The following is a 24,039-nucleotide window of genomic DNA, read 5'->3' as shown; positions in this document are numbered from 1 at the left end:
ATTATTCCGGTTAATTGAATTAATTAAATTAACTAGGTTTATTTATGTCACAGAGTTTAAAAGGCTTGTTGCTAGCCGCTGAAAAGCAAAGCGACCGCACCATTAACGTATTGGGCCATGATTTCCCCGTGCGCCGTTTAACCGCCGCGCGCCTTGCTGAATTTGAGCAAGAACAAAAGAATGCCAGTGACCAAAACAGTGGCGACGCTGCCAACCGCGCCGCCGCTGGCTTAGTGCTAGAAAGCTTGCTTGATGAAAGCGGTCAACCCATGAGCGCAACCACCACCGTGGATGAGCTTTTGCAGGCTAAGTCGCCAGCCTCGATCAACAGCGCCATGTCAGAGCTATTAAAGCTTAACTTTATGGCTGAGGGGGCAAGTACCAAAGCGAAAAAAAAATAACCGCTAGCCCGCTATTACACTTTTGCTTTTCATTGGCCGAGGTATTAGGCGTGGTTGATCCGCGCGTGCTACTCGATCAAATGGACAGTGAATTAATGGCGCTTTGGCTAGCGTATTTTGAAATAAAGCACGAACAGATCACCGCCGACAATCCCCCCGCCCCCAACCAGCCGCGCCGCACCAAAACCATTGAACATGCCGATGTTGATCGTCAGGTCAGTGAGTGTGAGCGCATTATGATGATGTAACAAGGCCAGTCATGGATATTGCAAAGTTAACCGTGGCGCTGTACGCCAACAGCGCACAATTTGTGTCAGAAATGGATAAGGCCAAGAAAAAATCCAAGGATTGGGGCGACACGGCGCGTAAGTCGGCCAGTATTGCCGCCGCTACGACCGCCGCCGCTGCGACAACCATAGTGGCGGCGCTCACGCTGATTTATAAACAGCAAAGCGCGGTGATTGACCAAACCGCCAAATTTGCTGATCGCATTGGTATCACCACTGAAAACCTAACCCGTTTTCGTCATGCGTCCGAGCTAACAGGCGTTGGACAAAAAAACCTTGATATGTCTTTGCAGCGCATGACGCGCCGCATAGCCGAGGCCGCAGCAGGCGCAGGGGAAGCCGCGCCAGCACTCAAGCAATTAGGGCTTGATGCTGAAACGCTAGGCCGCATGACGCCAGAGCAGCAACTTTATGAACTGGCTGATGCGTTTACTAAAGTAGACAGTCAAAGCGCCCGCGTTCGCCTTGCGTTTAAGCTGTTTGATAGCGAAGGCGTCGGCATGGTTAACATGCTGGCAGGGGGTAAAGCGGGCCTTAAAGCCATGGCTGATGAAGCGGATATTTTAGGCATTACGTTAAGCCGGGTTGATGCCGCCAAGGTCGAGATGGCAAACGATGCCATGTATAAAATCGGCCTGCAAACCACGGCATTACATCAAAATATCACCACCGAGCTTGCCCCCGTTTTAGCGGGGCTATCAGAGGAATTTATACGTTTTAGCCGTGATTATGGCGGCATGAATAACCTCGTAGCTGACAGTCTTGAAAACATGGCAATGGGCGCGGGTAAATTTGGTGATTTACTGCGCGGTATACACTTAACTATTAAGTCACTGCAAGTGGCGTGGGTAGCCTTTAAAAGCGGCTTTTTATTGTCTACCCAAGCCATGATCACGGCAGTTAGCGAAGTGGGCCGCAAGATTTATAGCGTCATGGTTTACCCGACCATGAAAGCCCTTGAAGCCATGGGCAGCATGAGTGACGACGCGGCTAAATACGCCGCCGCATTAAAAGGTTTTGGTGAGTTTGAGCCCGTGGTTTTTTATGACCAAACCGCTACCAACCAAGCCCGGTTAGATATGAACCAAGCGATCTTTGAGTTGCGCACGCTAGCAGCCGAGGAAATGCCCAGCACGGGCATAGAAAAGTGGTTTGCAACCAATAAAAAACGCTATCAAGAGCTAGCGGAAGAATACGCCAAATCAATTAACTACAACCAAGCCAGTGATGCGGCATTGCCTGACGTCAAAGCGCCCGCTAAACCCAAGGCGGTGAAAGCCAGCACCGCTGCGCTAGATGCGTTTAAAGCAACCACCGCCGCTTTGCAACAAGAGCAGCAGCGCCGCGCCACGCTGTTAGCTGTGGGCGAAAATCAAGCCGCCGTGCAAGAGGCGTTTAATTATCAAGACAGATACAACGCCCTAAGCCAACAATTTCAAGCGGCTTATGAGCAGGCCAAGGGCAATCACGCCCTGATGAATGAGTTAGAGACCGGGTATTTTGCATCCCGCGAAAACCTTCATGCTATCCATCAAGCCAACCTAAGCCAAATTGAGGCTGACGAGGCCGCGCGCCGTCAGGAAGTGCAACAACAAGTTGCTGCCAACTTGCTGACGTTTACCCAGCAGCAAATGAGCATTACCACCAATGCGCTAAAAGACGCAGGTAAAGAAAACAGCACGGCTTATAAGGTGTTGCTGGCAATCCAAAAAGCCGCCGCCTTGCCACAAATGATGGTGGCAACTGAATTGGCGTCGGTGCAAGCGTTAGCCGCTGCGCCGCCGCCCTATTCCTTTGCGCTGGCCGCCGCTGTTAAAACCTTGGGCTATGCGTCCATGGGGGTGGTCGCGGGCCAAGCCATTTCGGGTATGGCCCATAACGGCATTAGTTCAGTGCCGCGCGAGGGGACTTGGTTATTAGACCAAGGCGAGCGGGTTTATACCAACGAATCAGCCAACCAGATCGACGCCATGTATATGGCGGTGATGAGTGGTCAAGGCGCGCGGGGTGAAGGCGTCACGAAAGTGGTGTTTGCCCCCGTTATTAATATGCACGGGGATAAAAATGAAGATCAGATCGCGCTGGCCGAACGCACGGCGAAAGCGGCTTACAACATGGTATTACAAGACGTTAGTGAAAACGGCCAAATCAGAAGAAGGCTTGGAATATGATCAGCAACATTTGCGCCAGCGAAATAAACTGGCAGCTTGATTTTAATGTAAAAACGTTTCCCAGCGTCTATTCGCGCAAAGAACATCACGTTAAATGGCCGGGCAATCAGTGGAAAGCCGAGCTGATTTATAACAACCTAACCTATGATGAAGTGTGCGAATTGCGCGCAGATTTAGCCGACTTGCACGGCGTCACAGGCAGCTTTACCTTGCACCACATGGGCTTTGATACGCTGCGCGGCACGGGTACAGGTGCGCCCGTGACCAGTGTGGTGACGCTTGGCGGTAAAGCCTTGGTGACAAACGGATGGGGCGCTAATCAAATCGTGCTGAAAAAAGGCGATTACTTTAGCGTGAACGGTGAGCTTAAAGTGGTCACGGCTGACGCCCAAACCAACGGCGGCGGCGGGGTGACGGTATTATTTGCGCCGCCTTTGCACCGCAATGTGCCCGCCGGAACGCCCCTTGAGCTTAACCGTCCAAGTTGCACCATGCGCTTAAGGGACAATAACCAGCTTAACTTTAGTTGTCGTCCGGGCCAGCGCGCCAATATTACGATCAGTTGTGTTGAGGTGGTCTAATGCAGCAAAGCAATTTAGACGCCCCCGCGCTATCGCCCGTGGTGCTGGTCTGGCTAGACTGGTACGACGGCGGCGTGTGGTTGCATAGTGGCCTTGGCGATCTGGTATTTGAGGGCGTCACTTATCGCGGCGTGGGCAATTTGGGGGCAATCAGTCGCGCTAAAGAAAGCGGCCAAATTGCGCCCCACACCCTCACGCTGACATTGAGCGGCTTAGACCAAACCCAACTGGCCGAAGTGCTGCAAGATAAAAGCATCGGTCGCCCCGCAAAAATCACCCTTGGCTTGCTTGATGACAGCAATCAGATCATGGATAGCTCAGTGTTGTTCGCTGGCCGCATTGCCAGCGCCCCGATCCGATCAGGCACGGAGAACGCCGTATCGGTGCGCCTGATCAGTCGCTTAGCAGATTGGGACAAGGGCGGCAATCAGCGCTACAACAACGCTAACCATCAGCAGCGCCACCCCGGCGACACCCTCTTTCAATATGTCGCGGCCATGGCCGAACGCCCAATTTATTGGGGCAGTAAAAAAGACGCCGCACCACTAAAAGCCTAGCAAATATGAAATTAGAAAATTGGGAAACCGCCTTAGCCAATGTGCTATTGGCGCGTAAAACTGCGCCCTTTGAGTGGGGTGAAAATGATTGCTGTTTGTTTGCCGCCGATTGTGTGCAAGCGCAAACAGGGCAGGACTACGCCGCCGCCTATCGTGATCGCTATACCAGTGGCCGTGGCGCGCTGCGCGTATTGCGCAATGAAGGTCACGCCAGCCTAGCGGATGCCGTTACCGCCGCATTAGGCGCGCCGATGAAAAACCCGCTGTTTGCCCAGCGTGGTGACGTGGTGTTGATTAACACCGAAGCCGATCCCGCCGTGGGCGTGGTGTTCGCGGGCGCGTGTCAGTTTTTAAGTGAGCACGGCTTAACCCAACGACCGATCACCGATATTAGCGCCGCATGGCGCATTGAATAACCAGATTTTAAAGGCGTTTAAATGGCATTTTTAGCAATTCCGATTGTCGCCCTTGGCGGTATCACCGTTGGCTCAGCCATTGCCATTGGCGTGGCGGTGGCCGCGTCGGGGTACAGTGTTTACGCCGCCAAAAAAATGAGCTTTGACACGGGCGCGGGCGTTACCGAGCGTAAACAAGTGTTTCGCGCTGCCGCTGCGCCGATCCAAATTATTTATGGCCAAGCTCAGGTGGCAGGGCCATTGATTTACGCCGAAGAACACGGCGAGCCGGACGAGTACGGCAACGGCGAACAGTTGCACATGATAGTACCGCTGGCGGGCCATGCGTGTAGTGATGTTACCGAGCTGTATTTAAACGACATTGCATTAACCGCAGACAGCGCCCGCGCCGCTGAAAAGGGTTGTGATCGGGCGTTTATTGGCGATAAAGCCGAGGTTTATATTTACCTTGGCAATCATGCCAGTGTGCCCACCGCAGGCGGTTTGCCAAGCTGGCAAAGCGAGATGATCGGTCACGATATTTGTTTTGCGCATGTGGTGCTAACGTCTGATCGCGAAGTGTGGTCGGCGGGTGTGCCTAACGTCAAGGCCACGGTAAAAGGTAAAGCGGTTTACGACCCGCGCGATCAGCAAACGCGATGGAGTGAAAACGCCGCGCTGATTAAGCTCGATTATACCCGCTACTTTGTTGGCGCGACCGATGACGAGATCGATTGGTCGAGCTTTATCACCGCCGCCAACGAATGTGACGAACAGCTAGAAGGCGAGCGGCGTTACCGCATCGGGGCTGCATTTGACGCCACCGCCACGCCTAAAACCGTGATGGCAAAAATGGACGCTGCGTGTGCGGGTAATTTGATTTGGTCGGAGGGGCGCTATGTGTGCCGCGTCGGCGCGTATTACGGCCCCGCTCCCATCACGCTAACCCAAGATGACGTGATCGGCGATCCCGATATTGCCGCTGGCCCTGACTTAAGCGAGCGCTTTAATACCGTCACCGGCACCTTTGTTGATCAGTTACAAAATTTTGCTGAGGTGGATTTTCCCGCCGTGTCTATCGCGGAATATGTCACCGACGATGGCGAAGAAATCGCCCGCGATTTAGATTTAACTTTTTGCCCATCGAGCAAGCAAGCGCAGCGCGTCGCGGCCATCCATTCCAAGTTAAACCGCCGTGGCATTCGGTGCAGCTTGTCCGTGAGCTATCGCGCGTTTAAGTGTCGCCCAGGAACAGTGATCGCCCTTGATTTGCCCGCGCTGGGCTGGGCAGGTAAAGAGTTTAGGGTATTGGATTGGTCATTTAGTTTAACCCAAGCCATCACGCTTGAGCTGGCCGAAGAACTGCAATCTAACTATCTAAATTATGTCACGGTAGAGCAGACAGCAGACACGGCGCGCACCCAATTAAAAGGCCCCAACGAAATCACCGCGCCGCAAAACCCGCGCTTTGTCGAATTTGCGGGCAGCGACTTAGCCAACGGCATGGTGCGATGGGACGTGGTGCCCGGTGCCCTTTTATATCACATTGAGATTTATCAAGACGGCGCGATCACGGATGTGGTGCAAAGTCGCATCAATCAATGGCGCGTCACCAACATGGCGGCGGGCAGTTACAGTATAAAAATTTATGCTGAAAACAGTTGGCAAGTGCGCAGCCCCGCCACCACCTTGGCTTTGCTGTTAACTTTACCCGGTGTGCCCGCTGGCGTGACAGTGGATGCTACTAACTTTGCGCTAACCCTATCGCCCTATCAAACCGGACAAACGGGCTTAGGCACTGAATACGATGTATTTTGGAGCAAAACCAACAACCGCACTCAAGCCAAGTATTTAGGCCGTGGCCGCGTGGTCAGTCATGTGGGCCTAAGCCCGAACACCACCTTTTATTATTGGGTGAGCGCGGTGAACCGCTACGGCCAAAGCGCTGAATTTGCGTTTAACGCTAAAACCTTGCTTAACCCGTCAGACCTACTCGACGTGCTAGAAGGGGCAATCAGTAGCGTACATTTAAACAGCGAAACCCAAGCGTTGTTAAACAGCATGGGCCGTGATTTGCCAAACATGCTCGCCAGCGCACAAGGGGAATTAACCGCCCTTGGCGAACAAATTTTAGATAACGCGGCACGGGTAATAGAGCAACAAACAGAAACTATTGGCGACAAAGCCGCGCTAGCGATTTTTCAGCGTGAAGTTGCTGTAAACGTGGATGATGCCGTTGCCAGTGCGCAGGAATATACCCGCAGCGCGATTGGTTACTGTGTTGACTCAGAGGGTAATCCCGTCGATGAAAATAGCGCTGAATCATGCGTGTTGGCTGGCTATGAGTGGGTAAAGGCCCCGCTCAGCGAAACGATCCGGCGCAACATAGTTAACGATGGTAACGGCGGACAACTAACACTCACGCAAATCGCGCAAACCTTTATTAATAAAGACGGTAAAGCCATTGGCCGTGGTGGGTTTTTGTTTGATAGTCATGGCCGCGTGTCGGGCCTCGCTGCAACGACCAACGGCGACACCACAGAGATTGCCATTTTAGCAGATAAGTTTTTGTTACTCGATCCAGACAACCCGGATCACGCGTGGTTAGCCGCCGTTGAAAACCCCGATGGCAGCAAACAATTAATTGTGCGCGGGCGGGTTGAATTAGGCGATGGCACGTTAAATAACTTATCTGACGTGCAAAGCGCCAGCATGTTTCGCATTGGCTCTAGTACCGGGGTTTTTCCGCCCGATCACGGCATTGCCAGCGCCTTGTTTAGTAGCGCCGCTGGGCGAGCACCATTAGGCGGTGATGTATTCACCGTGTTTAAAAATGACGATCACCGCGTCGCCGACACCCGCATTTTTAATGAAGATAACGCGCAGTGGGAGCCCGTCGAATTTTTGCTACATGGCGACATGCTAGCAAATGGCAGTGTAACTGCAGACGTATTGCGGGCCTTTTCCCGCATCGAATCCCCTGAAATTGTCGGCGGCATGTTAAATATCGGCAACGGTAAGGCGGTGATAAACAACAATGGCGATGTGTATTTTGCCAATGGCACGTTCGGCGGCAACCTTGTCGGCGGTACGCTAAACATCGGCGGCGGTCGCGCGGTGATTGATAAACAAGGCAATGCTTACTTTGAAAATGGCACCTTCGGCGGCACGGTTTACGCGGATAAAATCGTCGGTGATATTGTGTCGGCTAAGGCGATGGCTATCTATGAGTATCAATTCCCGCAAAACAATACTTGGCACAATTTATTCAGCGCAACATTAAAACCAAATCCATCACACGGCCGAACCTTGATCGTTGGCGGTGTGCTGGCTCAAGCCACTGCGATGGGGGAGTCTGGTGGTGCGAATGGCTCAGCAGGCGCGACAACAACAACAACGGTTAGCTGTCGAGTGTTAGTTAACTATGTCGAAGTTTATCGCTCGATAATTACCAGCGCGGTAAGTGGCAGTGACGAGTCAATGACCAGTCGGGCGAGTTCGCAAAATGTAACCATCGCTATTCCTGCCGGAAACAGCAACGTTAATGTTAGTTACCAAGTTTTTAGCGATGTTACCTACATTAGTTCAGGTGGCGCGGTGGGGGCTGGTTCAGCGCGAATACCTGCGCAAACTACTAGCTTGACGATCTTTAGGGATGGCAGCGAATTTATATGAGGCTTTATTATGTGGTTTAGTTTTACTAGCGCGGCTGTCACCAGCGGCGCAAAAGAAGTGACGGTAACGGGTGCTGATGCTTACGCGATACGCGGCCACGACGCGCTATTAATTTCGGGCTTTCCCCCGGTTGAAATAGCCGCGGCTGTTAACGCTAATACATTAGTGTTGCGCCAGCCGTGGCCGTATGACACCGCCACCGCTGAGGCGTCAGTATTGCCCACCTTTGGCGATTTTAATAACGCCATTGCAAACGTTAAAAACGTGGGGGATTTTGCCAACAAGTTTTTAATGCAATTGCATCATTGGATGACGACCACGAACCCCACTGCCCCGATTGAAGATCCCGTGGGCAATGTCACGCCATTATTGACGCCCGCTGCCATTGGCATGGGCGCGGCCACAGGCAACAAGGGCTTTAGTGTGCGCCGATGGACAGGTGACGACGTTAGCATTGGCGTCAGTGACCACGCCACTTGGATCATGGCTGACAGGCAAGGCCAAGCGGGCGAAGTTAACACTGTAAGAGTCGGCAGCGCAATCGCAACCCAAAACGAAGAAAGCTACCCCGCGCGCGGCACCACTATTTTTATCACACAGAACAGCGCCACCCCGCTGGTTTTGTTGGCTCAAGCGGGGATCACGATTGTTGGCGCGGGCCAGAAAATGGCGTTTGGCGAGGGGAGCACCATCACCCTAACCGCAATTGAAGGTGATACATGGGTATTAGGGGGCGACGTTAAGCCGTCTAATGTGGTGGTGTAATGGAGTTAACACCCAGTTTTTTAGCACAGTTAGCGACGATGCAATCCAGCATGGCCCCAAGGCGCGAGGGTAAGCGGGTTCATCAAGCTTCGCTACAGACGGGGGTTTATCCCCTAGAGAGTGGAGAAGGGGATTCAACTACCCATTTCGCGCCAACCGTGGCAAGTAGCGCCCTACGAAATGTACTCGTTCGCGGTATTGCGGAGGGTCGTTCAAACTGGATTCCTCCAGCGATAATAGGCGCTGGCTTGCGTTCGTTGGTTGTTCGTGGAACAGGGGCTGAAAGTAACCAATTCAACCCGCCAACTACCACATCGGTAAGCCTTCGTTCCATCGTGGTGAGGGGGGGCGGCGGGGCGGCTAACAGCTTTAACCCGCCCGCAGTAAGTAAGGTTGAACTTAGAAACCCATATAATTTAATAAGCCAAGCTGAAGGCGAAGACAATAATTTTAACGCACCGAGCGTAAGCGGTGCTGAATTAAGGACACTATAATGATTGAGTCACTGGGTACAAAGGTAAAAGGTACATTTGATATTTCGGTTCAAAGGGGGAGCGGGGAACTTGAAATAATAAGCGAAGATGCAGAAAACATTCTTCTAAACTCGTTTTTCGATTTGTGGTTACAGGCCACTGTGCCGTCCACAACGCATAATATAAGTATTTATGTGGGTACTGGAACTGAGGCTCCGCACGTAGCTCAAACAACGCTTGGTAATTTTGTGAGCAGTGCGGGTGCCAACGTCACTCAACCCGCTGGGACGCATGATGCAGGCACTAATATTTTCACACTTAAATCTATTTATGTGGCTGAATGGGCAACGGGATCGGTTCTTGGTAACCTTACAGAATTGGGATTGTCATTTGGTAACCTCCCGAACGGGGAAGTCCATACTCGCGCCTTAATTAAGGACGTTGGCGGTAATCCAACAACTCTGACACTAACCGCTACGGATAAATTAATAATCACTTACACGTTAACATTTTATCTAAACCTTGCCCCTACAAGTCAGGTCTTAAATGTGAACGGAACGGATCACACTTTCGAAATTAACCCAATGATTTATAGGTACATTTCACTTAGCACTATTTTGGGCACCCCCCCGTCTAGATGCCACGCAATGTATACAGCAGCAAAACCTGTTTTGGCTTCTGGTATACCTAGTGGAGCTGGCGGGGTTGGGCAGGTATCGCGGATAAGCGACCCAATAAATAAGGTAATTAAACAGAAATTTACCGTCCCAACTGGGACGGGTAACTACACCAATGGCTTAAATTTAATCAGTTTCACAGACTTTAGTCATTCGTCATTTACGGCGAATGGTCCTTGGTTTGTGTGGATTGATCCACCCATACCTAAAACAGCGGATCAAGAATTTGATATTGAACTTTCTTACCCTATGGCCCGAGCATGATAGTAGCGGATACAACCTTTAGTGTTGGCGATCTTTCCGCGCTGGTTGAGGAGGGGTTGCCACAGCCCAACCCGCTAACGTGGTATCACGCAACGTCGTTAGGGCCAATTGCGCTTTCGGACGGTTCACAGAACCTTAACGCGCGTTTTTGGCATATAAATCAAGTTAACGGCGAAGTGTTTATTTACGGGGCTGAAGGGGTTTCATGGGGTGCAGGGGTTAAGCTTTTTGATGAACCCGTTGCTATTGTCTCAATGGATTTAACATTCGATCAAAACGGTCGCCCCATTGTGTTTTATACGCTGGACAATGTGGATATAAAAATTCACTTTTATGACTCAAACCTTGGGCGAGTGGATACGCGAGTTTTCACTCAGGGGGCATACCCATTAGCCGCGTTTGACGTACCGCAAAACGCTAGCTCAGCAATTTCTGACGCTTGCCTGTTTTACGTGCGCGACAATACAGCTTACATGCGAGTACAGCGCGACCGATTTGAAATAGAGCACAATTTAGGAATCACCCATCCCGGCTTGATCTTACTTAGTGCGGGATTGAATAAAAATAACGCTTTTCAGATCAATTATGAATACGACGCCGATTAACAACCATATTTTACAACGGCTGCGTGATCACGGTTTGTTTATTCGTGATCGCGTAAAATGAAACTAGATCATTTACCTCGAATTGTGGTAAATTGCTTTTTACACACTCAGAGCGCGTTTGATATGGGTTCTAGGGATTTTTAAAAGATTAGAGTTTCAGAAGGCGCAAAGCCCGTACGCTAATACGGGCTTTGCAGAGTCTTTCGTAAGTAGCCACCAAGCTTCTAACTAGACAATAGTTAGTTTACGAAAATTACTCGATTTTGCAACTCATTGATGATAGATGAGCAAAATAAATGGACGTAAACCACAAAAAAAATAATCGCACAGGCAAAAAAACGCCTTATTCCGCAGCGGTTAACACTATTTTAGACGGACTCGGCAAAAAGAAGATCCCCGAGCCCAGCCGCCACACCATTGATAAATTGGGCGGTTACGAAGCTAAACCCTTTCTTTTAAAATCACTTAACGACGTTGATTGTCGCCAGCGCGACTCACAAAAGCGCGTCAGGGTGCGCATGATCCAAGTCTTGCGTACCATTGTGACGTATGTTGATTGGTCTACCTTTCGCGTCGGCGTCGCTAAACCTGATGAACTCGATCCCGTTAAACACACCGCCATGCGCCACCGTTATAATAAAATTTACGGCGAGCAGATAGCTGAATCAACGTGGTTTCGCTACATAGACAAGCTGGTTCGTGCGGGCTATCTCACGAGCCAAGCCATGTCGCTACGCAATAGCGAGGGCGTGATCCGTGGTGTGGCGGGCTATAAATGGTTCACCTTGAAGTTTTTCACTGAGCTGGGGTTTAAAAAGGGCTGGATCGATAACCAGCGCAATCTTGCCCTAGCCCGTCTTAACGACACGGGCCTGTCAAACCACTGGCCCACCTATGCTAGCAAAGTGGCGCGCCAGAAACGCGCTGAGGCCATCACGCTGGAGAACTACCAAACGGGCAGCGCCCAAGGAGAGTTCGATTCGTGGTGGGAAGTGCCAGAAGTGATCCCCCTCGCCCATTAACCCCCCTTTCTATTATTCCCCGATCTGTTTCGGGCGCTTTCGCGTACCTGCTTCATTTTAAACCCTGTTTTTGTCCTCATAACCCTATTATCAGCCTTGCTTTATCCCCCCCTTACAGCGCCATTGCGGCGATCTTATCGCGCCTTTTTCGCGCACCCGATCATCTTGTGCTTAAGTTTGTGTGTATCTCTTATTAAATGAGAGTTGATAAAAGGAGCCGGAAGTGGGAGTGGTAGTTTCACCCTTCGGGGAGATACCATTTATTTTATTAACAGGGCCCCTTGATCCCCATTAATAAAAAAAGAACTTATTATTAAGCAAAAATGAAATGGGCATTTCATAGCTGCGCTATGGCCCATCGAACAGCAAAAGCATAAATGCCAGCCCATTTCCTAGCTACGCTAGGGGGCTGATTTGGCGCACTCGGGTAGTGCTACTTGTCATGCGACAGCGTAGGCAGTCAATTAACTGTTAGCGGAGCTAAAAAGCAGCTTAGCAGGGACGTGAATGTGAAAGATCCCGCGCTAACCCTTTAGCCTTGATTTTGTGTTGATTTCAGCGTTAGATCAGTGCATCAAATCAAATGGAGTTACCCGCATGAACCTAAACCCCAAATCCCGCTTAGTGAGTCTTGTGCTCACTATTTGCCTTGGCCCCATTGGCCTGTTTTATACCAGCTTAGCCGGGGGCTTAATCCTGACGCTGATCGCCTTTGTGGGCCTTGCCACCGTGTTTGTGCCCGTGGCGTGTTGGATTTTAGCCATTGCCATTGGCGACCACTGCGCCCACCGCCATAATCGAAACATTGAAAATATAAAATCCCTCGTTAAACCCCAAGCCTAGCCCGGTGGCGGGGCATGGCCCCGTTTCCACGATTCCAATATCACTAGCATTTAAGCCCTTTCAGCTTTCAAATATCATCAAATACATATATATTGGAATAAGGCCGTTTAGAGGGTTTTAAGTTGGCAAGGAAAAGAGCAATAACACGGCTGTTTGCTGGCAAGAAAAAAGCAGCGGTGGTTGAATCAAAAAAGCAGCTCAAGCACTTGCTATGGGCTGCATCTAGGGGCAAAACAGGAAACCGAACTTTGTGTGTAGTCTGGTTTTTGTTTGGTTCGGGCTTGAGGGTTAACGAGGTGGCGCAGCTCACGGTTGCTGATGTGATACACGAAAGCGGCCAAATCAAAGACTCGTTTACGATCCGAGGAACAACAACAAAGACCAGTAAGCCAAGGGTCGGCTATATCGTTGCTCGCGGCCATAAACAGGCCGTTAGCGATTGGATAACTCAAAGGCTTGAAGAAGGTGCGATGACAAGCGGCGCGGCTGAATTCGGCGGTTTAAAGCCTGATTCGCCGCTTATCTTGTCTAAGCGCGGAAAAAGCTGGCGAACGCTGGCATTTAACGAAAAGCGATACAAAGACAAAGACGGCAACGAGCGCAGCACGTTAGTTTGTAGCAGTTTAGAAAACCTGATCCGCAACTTGTTTAAAAGCGCGGGTTTACATGGCGGCTCTAGCCACTCAGGACGCCGAACGCTGGCCACTTGGCTATATCGCAAGGGCTACGACTTGGAGCTAATACAAGATATTTTGGGACATGAAAGCGCTGATATGACGCTTGAATACATTGATGCCGATGTTAAGCAAATAAAGACCGCGCTTAACAGTATTTGGAGCGGCGTAGAACTGCCAACTAATAAAGAGTAAAGATGATGACAGCAGACGAATTTAAACAGTGGTGTGATAAATACGGGCTATCGAAAGACCAAGCCGCCATTGTTCTAGGTATCTCAAGAGCTAACGCATTTAAGTACGCCAACGGCTCACAGCCTGTTAGCGTGTTGGTGTCTAACCAGTGCGAGCTATTCGATTTATTAAGTAAAACAAAAAGTCTCACAGTGATACAAAAAAGGCTTGCAATAGTCTCACAGTGAGACTATCATTCGTTTCAGAGGTTAGGGGAAAGGCCGCTAACAAGTAAATTGAAACGGTGAACAATATGCAATCTAATCAACAAGTAAGCCAAGAAAATAAAGTTTTCGTTATCACAGAAACGTCAAAAAACACCAATGGAAACTTAGACACGCGGATAACAAAAGTGTGTGCATCGCATTCGTTGGCTCAAGGCTACTTAAACGACATTAAAGCTCGCTATAAGTCTGGTGCTGAGAATTTTAAAAATTGGCGCGCAAAAGCCAGCACGGATGCCTTAGAGCTAAGCGTGTTAGAGGGCAGTTTCTACGAGTTTAAAACCCGTTTTGAAATTCATGCTGAATCAGTGTTTGGGGGCTAGTTGATGGCGGTTAATTTGGTAAATCAAGATTACGATTTTGAAATGGTTTTGAACCAGATAGCCGCCGAGTCTAAAACATTTTCGAGCCATGTTAAGGGCATGGCCGAAAACTTAGATTCCAGCTATCAAACCGAGCGCGCTTGGTTAGGCACCATAAAGAACGATAAAGGCGAGCTGATACAGGTTCAGCTTGTAGCAACGCAAGACGCAACCCAATTTGTTGATGAGGACTAACAATGCACATTAGTGAAATGATTGATAATGCAAATGAAGCTGTAACGAATATCGCGGTTGTACATGGCAATGTGATGATGGAGCTTATGGCAACAAAAGATTTTACGCCTGAGCAGAAAGTTTATATATCTGATCAATTATTTAAAATTAGTGATGCTATCTCGATTGCACAAAATAAATTTTCACTTGATGTTGAGGTGAAGTAATGAGTAGTAAATACCCTTACATTGGCGAAAGTAGTCTCTATGGCGCTTGGGCGGTCTTTTATGGGAAAGACAATGGCATCTTGCTTTCATCAGGTAGTAGCTGGTTAAAAGTTGGATGTAAAGTCAAAGAAAATGGCTTTAGATTTGTGGATCAAACTAAGTAAATCCACATTGGAAAATCGGGGTGTAAAATTGAAATGAAATACTTCTGTCCGCATTGCTCGTTAGAGCTAAATAGTTCAAAAACAGGGCATGTTAACGATTCTCAAGCTTGGGATTGTTACGGCTGTGAGTTTGACAATACAAAGTTCTTCCACGACCACGGCCAATTTCCCGTTAGTGAATTGGCTTTTAATAAAAAACTGCTCAAAGATTTAGTAAATCGTCGTTCTGATCTCAGCAAAACTATAAAAAAAATTAAGCTTAATATTGTCACTCTTGAAAAAATCGGCGTCTAGGGGCCGTTGCGAAATGTGTAAATAACAGGCTTGGGTGAAGCTTAGCGCGGCGGGGTACTCCCCACCGCCACTACGCCGATCAGGCACTCCCAATCCACTTGCCAGCAGTATAAGCCGAGGTGACACAATGAAACAATCCGATCTTGAATACTTGGGGAAAATGGATGGCCGCGACGCGTGGCAATTTGGTGATGAGTATTTTTACTGGTCGCCCGGTGCCAATGTGGTGACGTATGATCTTGCGGGCCAGCTTAAGTGCTGCGATGTAGTGAGATCGGGCGAACGCGGCCAGCGCGTGATTAAGCCATTAACCAAGGCTGATGTTAAGCGCTGCATTGCCGCCAAGCTCAATAAATAGGGTTTTGGCGGTTTCGCAGTAAAAACCGCCCCTAGCTTATCCGTTAACATTTTAACAAAACACTAACACGCAAAACCCCCGCCTTTTTCTATTCCCGACTATCAAAAACACCGCTTAAGCCCGCCAATTTGCGTGAGTGCATTTTCGCTTATGCGCTTTTGCTTATTTATGTTAAATAGCCCCGTTTTTTTCAAATTTGAAACCCTGTTGAGATTTTTTATACAAAGTGAGGCAAGATATAAAAAATTAATGGCTTGTGACGTGTCACAAAGGGGTTGTATGTTAATTGGTTGGATTGGGCCTCAGCCTGATAAAGCGCTACAAGCTGCCCAGCTTGAAGCTATCAATGTGGGTGAATGTTTTAGTTGCTCACTGGATGATGTGCTAGATAAGTGTCATTTCGGCGACACCTTGGCGGTCTGGCGCTTAGATGTATTTAGTGGCCCTGACGAGATAAGCCGCACACTAAAAACGCTAAATAGTCGCGGTGTGGCGTTTGTGTCGGTGCATGAAGGGGTGAGGATTGACGCGGATTCAGGCGCGCTAGTGCGAGACTTGATCCGCGACGTTGCCAAGATGGCGGCTAAATATCAGTTATAAGCGTGGCTCATGGCTGCGATAAAGCACCATGATGATCGTCAATAGCGCCGCGCGCGCTTCCGGCGGTAGCGTTCGCGCCGCCGCCGCCACGTCCCACGGCGTTGTAGTGTCTACATCGAGTGTATCTAGCACAATATCTAGATCTGTTATTTTTAGTCCCCTAATTAGTGATGTGTAATTTTGCAGCCGGATGTCTGCCGTTCCGTTCTCAATTCTTTGATAAGTTTTTAATGATAATCCGGCCATGTCGGCGGCTTGCTCTTGGCTGTATCCCGCCACTTTGCGGCGGTTTATTAGCGCTTGTATTGTTTTTGGTAGCATAAAGACTGGCCCCCGTAGGACTGTTTTGCCCTATTTTAGTTAAGTATAGGACTGTTTTGTCTGTCGCTATTTACACATTGATTTTTATCAGTAGATTGACTGATAGAATAATTACTTAGTTTTGATATTAATTGCCAAGGAAGTACAAAAAATGGATTGTGAAGTAATGAAAAAACTCAATCAAGTCATCGCTATTTTACAGCTTTCAGCCGATGCGCTGCATTCGGGGGATGATTGCAGCGCGCAGTTAATACCCGCAAATGAACTAACGTTAGAGTTAATGGGGCAAATACAAGGCTTGTTGGCTGCTAGCCCTTCGCCCTGCCCGCTATTATCAGCTGCATAAAATGTGCGTTCGCGTAGTGCGGCTTTAACACAAAGAAGGCTTGCAGCAGCTCAAGTGGCGCGCTAGCAAGCTCAGATAGACGCATACGCGCGATTTTAGTATATTGTTCATGTGACATAGTGATTACCTCGTTAGTTGTTATTGTGTCGAGTGTGGCGGGGTCAGAAGCCGTCACACTCAATTAAAATAATTCAATTAGTCAGATTAATTGAATTAATTAAAATGATTTAATTCTCGTTTTCTTCTGCGCTCCTATCTTCTGCGCCGCATTCCTCGTTTAATAGTGCTAACGCCATGGTTTTAACGCCATCGTTCATGCTGCCTTTGAATATTTCGTTGAGTAAATAAATAGCTAGTTCAGCCGCTTCACTGCGCCCGCGTGTTAGCTCTAGGCCTTCCAGCTTAAGCCGCATTTCCAATTGATTCAGCTCATTGCTTTTGGCGTCACTAAAGTTAAGGCCCACCACTTTACGATCCACTATCGACTTTTTACGCCCCGGCTTGCCGCGTGGCTTTTTGTTGTCGATTTCGGCGGCTTGGCCTACTTCGTTTCCTTCGGTGTTGTTTTCGGCTTTGGTTATCCAGCTTGGGCCAGTGCTCATTTCAGTACCTCGTCTAATAGTTTGTTAATGTCTTTTTGCGCATCTTTTAGCCCGTACATGCCTTTTAGTTCTGGATCAAATACGGTTCGGCCTAATCCGGCGGTGCGCTCGAAAATGGCCCGATTGGGCACTAGCTTGATGCTGCTATCTTCTTTCATTTTTGCGCGGACAAAATCGCGGTGTTCGGTTTTGCGCATGTCGGCCATGCTGATCACTTGCACCACGCGGCGGCCTAGTTTTTTTAGTTTGGGCAAATGCTTTGGCACGACGCCATAAGCTAAGCGCGTGGGTTGGTACGGTAGCACGACCACGCCGTGTGGCTCGTCGGTGGTGCTGGGTGTCATATCCACGAACACCACATCAGCATCGGGTTTTTCTTTTGGCCAGCCTTTTGATACGTCAAACTGACAAAACCCATCACTGACAAGCCATGCACATGAGCCTTGTGGATCGTCATCGACTAGCAGCGCTTTTAAGCCTCGCGCCGCCGCTGCGCCCGCTAAGTTGAAGCTAATAGTGGATTTACCTACGCCGCCTTTTTCATTCCATATACTGACAATTTTCATGTTGCTACCTCGTTAGTTAGTTGCATTTAAATTAATTTAATTATTCCGATTAGTCAAATTAATTTGATTATATTAATTAATTCGATTAATCAAAATAAAGCTTGATAGTTAGGCGCAAAGCGCCTATTATCTCTTTCAACGGGGGCACACAGAAAGCCGCTCGTTTCGAGAGGGCTAGTTGATGCTCTTGGAGAAACGAATGAAACTTTCCGACATTGCGACCATAGCTACAAATCTTCAAGATGCTGATTTCTGGTTGGTGCGTAGAGGCTCTTTAAAAACTTGTGGCAAGCCTTCAACAACGTTCAATAAAGAACATATCGGCATCAAGGTGATTAACACCGACCTGATGCACCCACGATACCTTTATTACTGCTTCGAGGATTTACATTCTCGGGGCGTGTGGGAGCCGCTTGCTACAGGTACATTGAGCTTGGTTAATATCCGAGTTTCAGACGTTCGCCAAATCGAACTGTCACCGATGTAATTAAAAGGGGGCTTCGGCCCCCTTATCATCCGATAGTTATCATTAAGTGATAAGGGTTTAAAATATGAAAGTGCCAATGCCAAATATGCGCGAACAGTTGCGCGTGATCCATGAAAGAGCCACGCAAGCGGCCATTGAACAACTAAATGCCAATTTGAACGCGCCCGTGTTGCCAGGATTAACCGATCTCAATGAGGCGGATTATTCCCGTGCGCACTTGCTTATGCAGGGGCAAGGCTGGCAAGCGCCTGATGCTGATATTGTGGCGGCGTATTTTCGCCATTTTCAAAGCCATTTTAGTGAGTACAACACAGATAAAAAGCTGTCTGTTTTGCTGGGGTTGTCGAGTGATCGGCGGGTGCGTGAGTTTAAAAGCGGGGCTAAAAAAGTGCCGTATGATGTGTGGCGCAAGTTTTTGATATTGACGGGGCGCGCGCCGCAAGACGTGATCCCCGTGCTGGCGTTTATGGCTTAGGCAGGGGCTTTTATTTTTGGGTTAAAGTCGGCGGGTCTAAGGTCTGTTGCGGTTATTTCGCCGTTTTGTAGTTCATTGACTTTATATAACCAGTTTTGCGCAAACTCGATGGTTTCTTTGCTTGGTTTAAGCCCGCCGCGCGGTGATTTACAAATGTGTGATTGTTGCGTGTCGGGGTTGTATGTCATTAAACGTGCGCAGCCGCTTTGGTGCATGTAAATCAGCGCCCGCCCGCCAAACAGTTCACCCTCACTATCAGCCATTGTGAGCATGTTTGGCATGATTAAAATGTGGTCGTTGCCTTTGTGATAAATGCCGGGTAATGATTCGGCTATGCTTTCCACGCTGGTTTCATGCACTTTATTAACTGCAATGTTGCGCTCGCTTAATGCGTTGTCGCGCTCTTTTCTTAATTCTCGATTATCTCTAACTAACAGATCGTTTCTGGCGATTAGCCCTTTGTTTTTCTCTTTTTGTTCTTCTAAGCGTTTTTTCAGTTTTACGGGGTCATTGCCGCCTTTGTAGTCATTCAATAGCTTTCGTTGTTGCTGGATCGTGTCGTTCGCGGTGTCAAGCTGTGCTTTTAGGGCCATGGCTTTGATTGAGTTGCTTTCACTGATTTTTAATAAGTCGCGTTGAGCTGTTAGTTTTTGGTTGGCCTCATCAAGCTGGGCTTGTAATTGTGCGTTTCGGGTTTCGCTTTCAATCAGCTTTTCGGTGTTAAGAAAAAGCAAGGTTTGCTGGCCGTCTTTTTCATCGGCCATGGTGTTAAATTTATTTATAAATTCGCTAAGTAGTTCTTCTGGTGCGTATTGCTCTAAAGGGTTTTCAGTGTCTAGTGTTTCAGTGTTCATGCTTGCCTCGTTAGTTTACTTCTATTTTGATGGTGCCGTGGGGGCCAAATATTTTTATAAATCCGTCTAGGTCGGGGCCAAGGTAAGTGATCACGCTGCCTTTGGTGCAATTGTCGGCTTTGCTGCCATCGGCTTTGTGGTAATGCACACGGCCATTAGGGAATAATTGCGGATATTGCAAAAGCGGTTTAAACCATGTTTCTGAGCTGGAGCAAAAACAGATCATCACGGCTTGTTTGATGTAGCCGTTTTGATACTCGGACACGATTTTATTTATCCAATCTTCATTAGACGGGATCGGCTCGTCGATGTGATAGCCACGCTTAACACATGCCTTTTTTTTGCACTTGTCACGGTTTTTGGGGCAGGGTTGTTCGCCCCGGTGAAACGGGTGATTCATCCAGACGTTACCAAACCAGTTTTGGCTAAGGCCGTCAGTTTGTTGGGTAAAAATAGCCGTGGCTTGAATCGTTTTATTGGCGATCTCATTGCTGGCGGGGTCTAAATCAATTTGGCCCATCAGTTCGCGCGCCAAGTTAGGCCATAGTGGGGGGGTGTAGTATTCAAATTCGCCTGAAGTTTGATTGATTAAATTGGCGCTGTTTTGGCTCATGCGTTTAGATTCCTACCGACTGCGCCCGACTTAAGGCGTACTAATGATGATGGGGTGCGCGTTCTGGCGGTGCGCGCGGTTCTGATCGCGTTGTCTTGCGGTTGTAGTGTCAGTGCTGCCAGCAATAAACAAAGGGCTTTTGTGCCTAGTAACCCCACTTGCCAAGCGCGGTGGATCATGTGCGCGGTATTTTTGGCATCAAGTCGCGCTTGTATATCAAGTTGAATGCTGCGCACATCGGCTTGTGTCGCGTTAATATTTTGCGCGATCTTGGCGGTGCTTTGGCCGTGGGCGGTATCGTTTAACACGCGCTTTTGCTCGGCGCTAAATAAACTGGCGTAGTCGGTGGCTAACATTTGTCACCCCAAATGCTGATGATTTCAGCCAGTTGGTTTTGTTCGTTTCGCACTTCTTCGATCAGGTGGCTGATTGATTCGTTTAGCTCAAGAATGGCGTGGGCGTTGTGCTCGATTTCATCCGGGTGGCACATTTCGCTGATCTGCGCGGCCATGGCGCGGATTGCCACGGTTTTGGCAAAGGTGTGCTGGTTTTGCCTGACGGCTTGTGTGTGTACTTCTTTGATTGAGCTTCGAATGGTTAGTTTGTTGTTCATTATTCGATGAGTCCTGATGGTGTTATTTGTCAAAAATACCACATAAGAGGGTATATAAAGGCGTAAAAAAACGCAGTTATCCCGCGTTCTTGTTTAATTCCAGTGCCAGTGCCCGATCACTTGTCCGACAATATCCAGTTTTTTTAACTGTTCTTTAGTTAGCGTAGAGTCAGGGAAATGTTCTTTCTCATCACAATAGATGGTCACATCGCCGTTTATTTCTGGTCGCATCCAACGTAACCATATCTCACCACTATCGGTGGCAATGGCGAAAATAGCTGGCTTAACCACCTCGCTTTTAGACTTGTCGATTAATACTAAGTCGTTTTTAGCTATCGTTTTGTGTAGCGCGTCATCTTGCGATTTTAGTAATGCGATACAGCTTTCATTAATGTTGCGCTGTCCCAGTGAATCAACATTAAAAGCAAGTAAATCGCTTTGTGCGTGCCTGAGTTTTTCTAGTGCGCTGTTGGCAATAATGTAACGCCACTCGTTGCCTTTGCTGCCTTCGTGATCTGTAAATGTGGCAAGGTATTCCCCCGTTGTACCTAAGTTTGCAGCAATGCGATTGAGTATAGAGCTATGAATGCCTCTATTACCGGTTTCCCATGCGTGAACCCGCCGCTGATCTACTCCTACCATTTTGCCTAGTTCGTCTTGAGTTAGCCCTTTTCTGATGCGGCATTTTTTTATTCGTGCGCCAGTTTCTTTGTTAGTCGCTAGTTTTTCTATGTTTTCTTGGTTCATTCGTTAAACGCCATTGTCGATACGTTTTATCAATATAGCGCGATATTACCACAATATGAGGTTTTTTCTAGTGCGTACCTATTTTATAAACTGGTGTTAAATGTTAAAATTACCACAAATAGAGGTAAGGCGATCAAGAATGAATTTTGAACAATGGCTAATCAGTTGTTTTGGTAAGCGGGGGAACACTAAAGCCGCACGTTATTTGGGCGTGAGCGTCAATACGGTTCAGCAATGGGCCACGTTTAGCCGTTTCCCATCGCTGAAAAGCCAAGAGTTATTAAAGATTAAGTCAGACGGCGCGATCAACTTTGATGTGTGGCGCACCGATTTTTTAAATCAGCAAATGAGTAAGGCCAGATCATGATTATTGCGATTGTTGGCGGGTTAAGCCCGAAAGTTGAAGATGTCGCCGCAGAGTTAAGCAAGGCATTTGGCTCGCGCGCGCAAACCCTTAATTTAACGCATCATGGCGCGCCTGAGCGCTTGCGCTTGATTCAAATGCACTTGCGCCGAGCGGCGCATTTTAAAACCAGTTGCTTGGATGTGGTGATCGGGCCGCAAAGTGAAGCGGAAATGGAGGAAATACGCGTCCGTGGTGGTCATGTGCTGCATGTTTACCAGCCCGCATTAAGTCGCGTGTACGACGAGGTGAAAATAAAACGTGGTGATTTGTGGGTGCTGCCCGCCGCTCTTTGTGCCACTGCCCCAAGTTATGTTTTGAGTTCGTTACATGCGCAAAGCGAGTGCCTGTTACGGCAGCAAAAGCGCGCAGCCAAGGCGGCGTAATGGACGTTGCCCGCCGCCGCTTAGACCAAGCTTTTGAAATGTGGGCGCGTTGGGTGCATCACGGCCATTTAGTAGCGGGTTATCGCTCGTTAACGGGCGTGATGATGGAAAACAAAGGCCAAATGAATTTTGGCAGTGGTGGCAAGCAGCCCGTGATCGACTGCGTAGAGCTGCGCATTGAAACGGCCCTTTGTCAGCTTGTACCCACTAAGCCCCGCGCCGTTGACGTGGTGCGCGTGGAGTATGGCGCGTGGCGCATTCCATCGCTGCCCCTTGACGCTAAACGAATCGACAAAGCTCACAAAATGAATATATCCCTTGCCACTTATGAGCGCGATTTAGCGTTAGCCCGCGCCCATGTTCGCAATGCCATTAATCGAGGTTAATTATGTGTGATAAAGACCATTTTTTTAGACAGTTTCCCGCCCTAACACCTAATCGCCAGCGTTCGGCTAGTGGCAAGCCTGATCCCGAGTTTACAGCCCGCCGCCGCGCACAAGAAGAAGCGCAAGAGTTGGCCGAAATCGAGCGCGAATATAGCTTTGATTGAATGGAGATAAAATAAATGAACAAAGAAATGGTTGAGGAATTTTATCGAGAATGGCGCGGAAAATACGCTGGCTTAACGCTTTTTCAGTTGGCCTACAAAGGTAAAAAATACTTTCCTCCCGGTAAAAATCTAGGTCGATTTTCTGCACCGCCAGCACCTAACTTATCCACAAAAAAAGTGCAAAAGGTGTGTGTATGCCATCGCAAACCCTGAGATTATCAGACAGCGCAATCACTAAGGCGTTAGCCGATCAGGGCGTTACTGAGTTGGCTGATCCGCGTTACCCGCTGCGTTTGCGGGTGCGCACCTGCCGCACTAAGGCCAGTTGGTATTTAGTGCTAAACCAAGGCAATAAAACCAAGTGGCTCAAGCTGGGCGTGTGGCCGAGCCTAACCGCCAAAGCCGTGATCGCTAAGTTGCCCACTTTGCTGGCTAACCATGCCGCCGCCGAGTCGGTTAACTGTGACGACTGGCAAACGGTCGGTGAGTTGTTGGCGTGGTATCAAGAGCGCGCCGCCACCGATAGCAGCCTAAGCGCTAACCGCCGCATCAATGTTAAGTGCAGTTTGAGCAAGCATTTAATACCTAGATTGCAATTAATTAAATTAATTGGATTAACTCATGAAGTGATTGAAACGGCGCTGATCTGGCCGCTACAGTCACAATATAAGCTTGGCACGGTGCGCCAGCATTTTGCCCTGCTTAAGCGCGTGTTTAAGTTGGCCCATAAGCAAAAGCGCTTGGCTTATGATCCGCTGGCATCAATGACCTTTAGCGATTTTATCGACGCTAAAATCCCAGCAAAAGAGGCGGCGATCCGCTTTGGTCAAACTCATTTAATCAAACAACAAATAGAGAGAGAGTGTGAGCCCGCGCGAACCTTAGCCCTATTTATGTTGATGCACGGCACCCGCATTGGTGAAACCCGGCAATTACGTTGGTCATACATTGACTGGCATCATGCACAAGTTCATTTGCCCGCCTCGATCACCAAAACGGCCACGGCGTTATCACTGCCATTAACCGATCACGCCATCGAGTTATTGCAA

At 48.8% G+C, this 24,039-nt stretch carries 38 protein-coding genes; 30 read left to right on the top strand and 8 right to left on the bottom strand.

Features of this window, described 5'->3' with window-relative positions; all coding sequences use genetic code 11:
* Window positions 1-44: 44 nt before the first annotated feature.
* The 21 genes from K6Y31_RS20725 (at window position 45) to K6Y31_RS20625 (ending at window position 16,027) form a co-directional block, all read left to right on the top strand.
* Window positions 45-401: a hypothetical protein gene (locus tag K6Y31_RS20725; protein ID WP_233054949.1), complete on the top strand. Its 357-nt coding sequence runs from the start codon at window positions 45-47 to the stop codon at window positions 399-401.
* 50 nt (window positions 402-451) lie between these two features.
* On the top strand, window positions 452-649 hold the full coding sequence (locus tag K6Y31_RS20720; RefSeq protein ID WP_233054948.1) for a hypothetical protein: 198 nt from the start codon (window positions 452-454) through the stop codon (window positions 647-649).
* Between the two features lie 11 nt (window positions 650-660).
* Window positions 661-2,859, top strand: a complete 2,199-nt coding sequence (locus K6Y31_RS20715) for a hypothetical protein (RefSeq protein WP_233054946.1) — start codon at window positions 661-663, stop codon at window positions 2,857-2,859.
* The gene (locus K6Y31_RS20710; protein ID WP_233054945.1) at window positions 2,856-3,440 is read left to right on the top strand and encodes a hypothetical protein; all 585 of its coding nucleotides are present in this window, start codon (window positions 2,856-2,858) and stop codon (window positions 3,438-3,440) included. Before K6Y31_RS20715 ends, K6Y31_RS20710 begins: the two co-directional genes overlap by 4 nt.
* Window positions 3,440-3,997: a hypothetical protein gene (locus tag K6Y31_RS20705; protein ID WP_233054944.1), complete on the top strand. Its 558-nt coding sequence runs from the start codon at window positions 3,440-3,442 to the stop codon at window positions 3,995-3,997. Before K6Y31_RS20710 ends, K6Y31_RS20705 begins: the two co-directional genes overlap by 1 nt.
* A 5-nt stretch (window positions 3,998-4,002) precedes the next feature.
* Window positions 4,003-4,413 carry a DUF6950 family protein gene (locus K6Y31_RS20700; protein WP_233054943.1) on the top strand — a complete coding sequence of 137 codons (411 nt, stop codon included), beginning with the start codon at window positions 4,003-4,005 and terminating at the stop codon, window positions 4,411-4,413.
* A gap of 21 nt (window positions 4,414-4,434) precedes the next feature.
* Entirely contained in the window at window positions 4,435-8,067 is a 3,633-nt protein-coding gene (locus tag K6Y31_RS20695; RefSeq protein ID WP_233054942.1) for a phage tail tip protein J-related protein, read from the top strand.
* A gap of 9 nt (window positions 8,068-8,076) precedes the next feature.
* Entirely contained in the window at window positions 8,077-8,832 is a 756-nt protein-coding gene (locus K6Y31_RS20690) for a hypothetical protein (RefSeq protein ID WP_233054940.1), read from the top strand.
* On the top strand, window positions 8,832-9,326 hold the full coding sequence (locus K6Y31_RS20685) for a hypothetical protein (protein ID WP_233054939.1): 495 nt from the start codon (window positions 8,832-8,834) through the stop codon (window positions 9,324-9,326). The genes K6Y31_RS20690 and K6Y31_RS20685 overlap by 1 nt, the downstream gene beginning before the upstream one ends.
* Window positions 9,326-10,246, top strand: coding sequence for a hypothetical protein (locus K6Y31_RS20680; RefSeq protein WP_233054937.1), 921 nt, complete (start codon window positions 9,326-9,328; stop codon window positions 10,244-10,246). The genes K6Y31_RS20685 and K6Y31_RS20680 overlap by 1 nt, the downstream gene beginning before the upstream one ends.
* Window positions 10,243-10,851, top strand: coding sequence for a hypothetical protein (locus K6Y31_RS20675; RefSeq protein WP_233054936.1), 609 nt, complete (start codon window positions 10,243-10,245; stop codon window positions 10,849-10,851). Before K6Y31_RS20680 ends, K6Y31_RS20675 begins: the two co-directional genes overlap by 4 nt.
* Window positions 10,852-11,147: 296 nt before the next feature.
* Window positions 11,148-11,873, top strand: a complete 726-nt coding sequence (locus K6Y31_RS20670) for a hypothetical protein (protein ID WP_233054935.1) — start codon at window positions 11,148-11,150, stop codon at window positions 11,871-11,873.
* Window positions 11,874-12,470: 597 nt separating this feature from the next.
* Complete coding sequence (locus K6Y31_RS20665; RefSeq protein ID WP_233054934.1) at window positions 12,471-12,716, top strand: hypothetical protein; 246 nt, start codon at window positions 12,471-12,473, stop codon at window positions 12,714-12,716.
* Window positions 12,717-12,838: 122 nt separating this feature from the next.
* Window positions 12,839-13,585, top strand: a complete 747-nt coding sequence (locus tag K6Y31_RS20660) for a tyrosine-type recombinase/integrase (RefSeq protein ID WP_233054933.1) — start codon at window positions 12,839-12,841, stop codon at window positions 13,583-13,585.
* Between the two features lie 2 nt (window positions 13,586-13,587).
* Window positions 13,588-13,812: a hypothetical protein gene (locus K6Y31_RS20655; RefSeq protein WP_233054932.1), complete on the top strand. Its 225-nt coding sequence runs from the start codon at window positions 13,588-13,590 to the stop codon at window positions 13,810-13,812.
* Window positions 13,813-13,877: 65 nt separating this feature from the next.
* Complete coding sequence (locus K6Y31_RS20650) at window positions 13,878-14,171, top strand: hypothetical protein (RefSeq protein ID WP_233054931.1); 294 nt, start codon at window positions 13,878-13,880, stop codon at window positions 14,169-14,171.
* Between the two features lie 3 nt (window positions 14,172-14,174).
* Complete coding sequence (locus K6Y31_RS20645) at window positions 14,175-14,405, top strand: hypothetical protein (protein WP_233054930.1); 231 nt, start codon at window positions 14,175-14,177, stop codon at window positions 14,403-14,405.
* 2 nt (window positions 14,406-14,407) lie between these two features.
* Window positions 14,408-14,611, top strand: a complete 204-nt coding sequence (locus K6Y31_RS20640) for a hypothetical protein (protein ID WP_233054929.1) — start codon at window positions 14,408-14,410, stop codon at window positions 14,609-14,611.
* A complete protein-coding gene (locus K6Y31_RS20635; RefSeq protein ID WP_233054927.1) occupies window positions 14,611-14,775 on the top strand; it encodes a hypothetical protein in 165 nt (54 codons plus the stop codon). Before K6Y31_RS20640 ends, K6Y31_RS20635 begins: the two co-directional genes overlap by 1 nt.
* 421 nt (window positions 14,776-15,196) lie before the next feature.
* Complete coding sequence (locus K6Y31_RS20630) at window positions 15,197-15,427, top strand: hypothetical protein (protein WP_233054926.1); 231 nt, start codon at window positions 15,197-15,199, stop codon at window positions 15,425-15,427.
* Window positions 15,428-15,706: 279 nt separating this feature from the next.
* Window positions 15,707-16,027, top strand: coding sequence for a recombinase family protein (locus K6Y31_RS20625; RefSeq protein ID WP_233054925.1), 321 nt, complete (start codon window positions 15,707-15,709; stop codon window positions 16,025-16,027).
* On the opposite strand, the gene K6Y31_RS20620 is transcribed toward K6Y31_RS20625, so the two are convergent.
* Window positions 16,022-16,348 carry a helix-turn-helix transcriptional regulator gene (locus K6Y31_RS20620; RefSeq protein WP_233054924.1) on the bottom strand — a complete coding sequence of 109 codons (327 nt, stop codon included), beginning with the start codon at window positions 16,346-16,348 and terminating at the stop codon, window positions 16,022-16,024. The genes K6Y31_RS20625 and K6Y31_RS20620 overlap by 6 nt on opposite strands.
* A 151-nt stretch (window positions 16,349-16,499) precedes the next feature.
* Between K6Y31_RS20620 and K6Y31_RS20615 the strand changes: the two genes are divergently transcribed.
* A complete protein-coding gene (locus K6Y31_RS20615; RefSeq protein ID WP_233054923.1) occupies window positions 16,500-16,694 on the top strand; it encodes a hypothetical protein in 195 nt (64 codons plus the stop codon).
* 227 nt (window positions 16,695-16,921) lie between these two features.
* On the opposite strand, the gene K6Y31_RS20610 is transcribed toward K6Y31_RS20615, so the two are convergent.
* Together K6Y31_RS20610 and K6Y31_RS20605 are read right to left on the bottom strand one after the other, a co-directional pair.
* Window positions 16,922-17,296 carry a hypothetical protein gene (locus K6Y31_RS20610; protein WP_233054922.1) on the bottom strand — a complete coding sequence of 125 codons (375 nt, stop codon included), beginning with the start codon at window positions 17,294-17,296 and terminating at the stop codon, window positions 16,922-16,924.
* Window positions 17,293-17,862 (bottom strand): AAA family ATPase, encoded by a 570-nt coding sequence (locus tag K6Y31_RS20605; protein ID WP_233054921.1) that lies wholly within the window; start codon window positions 17,860-17,862, stop codon window positions 17,293-17,295. Before K6Y31_RS20605 ends, K6Y31_RS20610 begins: the two co-directional genes overlap by 4 nt.
* 199 nt (window positions 17,863-18,061) lie before the next feature.
* Here K6Y31_RS20605 and K6Y31_RS20600 point away from each other — a divergent pair, with 199 nt between their 5' ends.
* Window positions 18,062-18,349, top strand: a complete 288-nt coding sequence (locus K6Y31_RS20600; protein WP_233054920.1) for a hypothetical protein — start codon at window positions 18,062-18,064, stop codon at window positions 18,347-18,349.
* Between the two features lie 64 nt (window positions 18,350-18,413).
* On the top strand, window positions 18,414-18,824 hold the full coding sequence (locus K6Y31_RS20595; RefSeq protein WP_233054918.1) for a hypothetical protein: 411 nt from the start codon (window positions 18,414-18,416) through the stop codon (window positions 18,822-18,824).
* Here K6Y31_RS20595 and K6Y31_RS20590 read toward each other — a convergent pair.
* The 5 genes from K6Y31_RS20590 to K6Y31_RS20570 form a co-directional block, all read right to left on the bottom strand.
* Window positions 18,821-19,678: a hypothetical protein gene (locus K6Y31_RS20590; RefSeq protein ID WP_233054917.1), complete on the bottom strand. Its 858-nt coding sequence runs from the start codon at window positions 19,676-19,678 to the stop codon at window positions 18,821-18,823. The genes K6Y31_RS20595 and K6Y31_RS20590 overlap by 4 nt on opposite strands.
* A 10-nt stretch (window positions 19,679-19,688) precedes the next feature.
* Entirely contained in the window at window positions 19,689-20,291 is a 603-nt protein-coding gene (locus tag K6Y31_RS20585) for a hypothetical protein (protein ID WP_233054916.1), read from the bottom strand.
* Complete coding sequence (locus tag K6Y31_RS20580) at window positions 20,288-20,647, bottom strand: hypothetical protein (protein WP_233054915.1); 360 nt, start codon at window positions 20,645-20,647, stop codon at window positions 20,288-20,290. The genes K6Y31_RS20585 and K6Y31_RS20580 overlap by 4 nt, the downstream gene beginning before the upstream one ends.
* Complete coding sequence (locus K6Y31_RS20575; RefSeq protein ID WP_233054914.1) at window positions 20,641-20,904, bottom strand: hypothetical protein; 264 nt, start codon at window positions 20,902-20,904, stop codon at window positions 20,641-20,643. Before K6Y31_RS20575 ends, K6Y31_RS20580 begins: the two co-directional genes overlap by 7 nt.
* A 93-nt stretch (window positions 20,905-20,997) precedes the next feature.
* On the bottom strand, window positions 20,998-21,651 hold the full coding sequence (locus tag K6Y31_RS20570) for an XRE family transcriptional regulator (RefSeq protein WP_233054913.1): 654 nt from the start codon (window positions 21,649-21,651) through the stop codon (window positions 20,998-21,000).
* A 139-nt stretch (window positions 21,652-21,790) separates the two neighbouring features.
* Between K6Y31_RS20570 and K6Y31_RS20565 the strand changes: the two genes are divergently transcribed.
* The 6 genes from K6Y31_RS20565 to K6Y31_RS20540 all read left to right on the top strand — a co-directional run.
* A complete protein-coding gene (locus K6Y31_RS20565) occupies window positions 21,791-22,018 on the top strand; it encodes a helix-turn-helix domain-containing protein (RefSeq protein WP_233054912.1) in 228 nt (75 codons plus the stop codon).
* Entirely contained in the window at window positions 22,015-22,440 is a 426-nt protein-coding gene (locus K6Y31_RS20560; protein WP_233054911.1) for a hypothetical protein, read from the top strand. Before K6Y31_RS20565 ends, K6Y31_RS20560 begins: the two co-directional genes overlap by 4 nt.
* Window positions 22,440-22,826, top strand: coding sequence for a hypothetical protein (locus K6Y31_RS20555; RefSeq protein WP_233054910.1), 387 nt, complete (start codon window positions 22,440-22,442; stop codon window positions 22,824-22,826). The genes K6Y31_RS20560 and K6Y31_RS20555 overlap by 1 nt, the downstream gene beginning before the upstream one ends.
* A 2-nt stretch (window positions 22,827-22,828) precedes the next feature.
* Window positions 22,829-22,990 carry a hypothetical protein gene (locus K6Y31_RS20550; RefSeq protein ID WP_233054908.1) on the top strand — a complete coding sequence of 54 codons (162 nt, stop codon included), beginning with the start codon at window positions 22,829-22,831 and terminating at the stop codon, window positions 22,988-22,990.
* A 15-nt stretch (window positions 22,991-23,005) separates the two neighbouring features.
* Complete coding sequence (locus K6Y31_RS20545; protein WP_233054907.1) at window positions 23,006-23,203, top strand: hypothetical protein; 198 nt, start codon at window positions 23,006-23,008, stop codon at window positions 23,201-23,203.
* The coding region (locus tag K6Y31_RS20540) for a tyrosine-type recombinase/integrase (RefSeq protein ID WP_233054906.1) at window positions 23,185-24,039 on the top strand (855 nt) is incomplete at its 3' end. The genes K6Y31_RS20545 and K6Y31_RS20540, both read left to right, overlap by 19 nt.

This window comes from Motilimonas cestriensis (genome assembly GCF_021295315.1).
Classification (GTDB): domain Bacteria; phylum Pseudomonadota; class Gammaproteobacteria; order Enterobacterales; family CBDFNC01; genus Motilimonas; species Motilimonas cestriensis.
The sequence above is the reverse complement of the archived record's forward strand: the minus strand, read 5'-3'. Positions and strand labels throughout refer to the sequence as shown.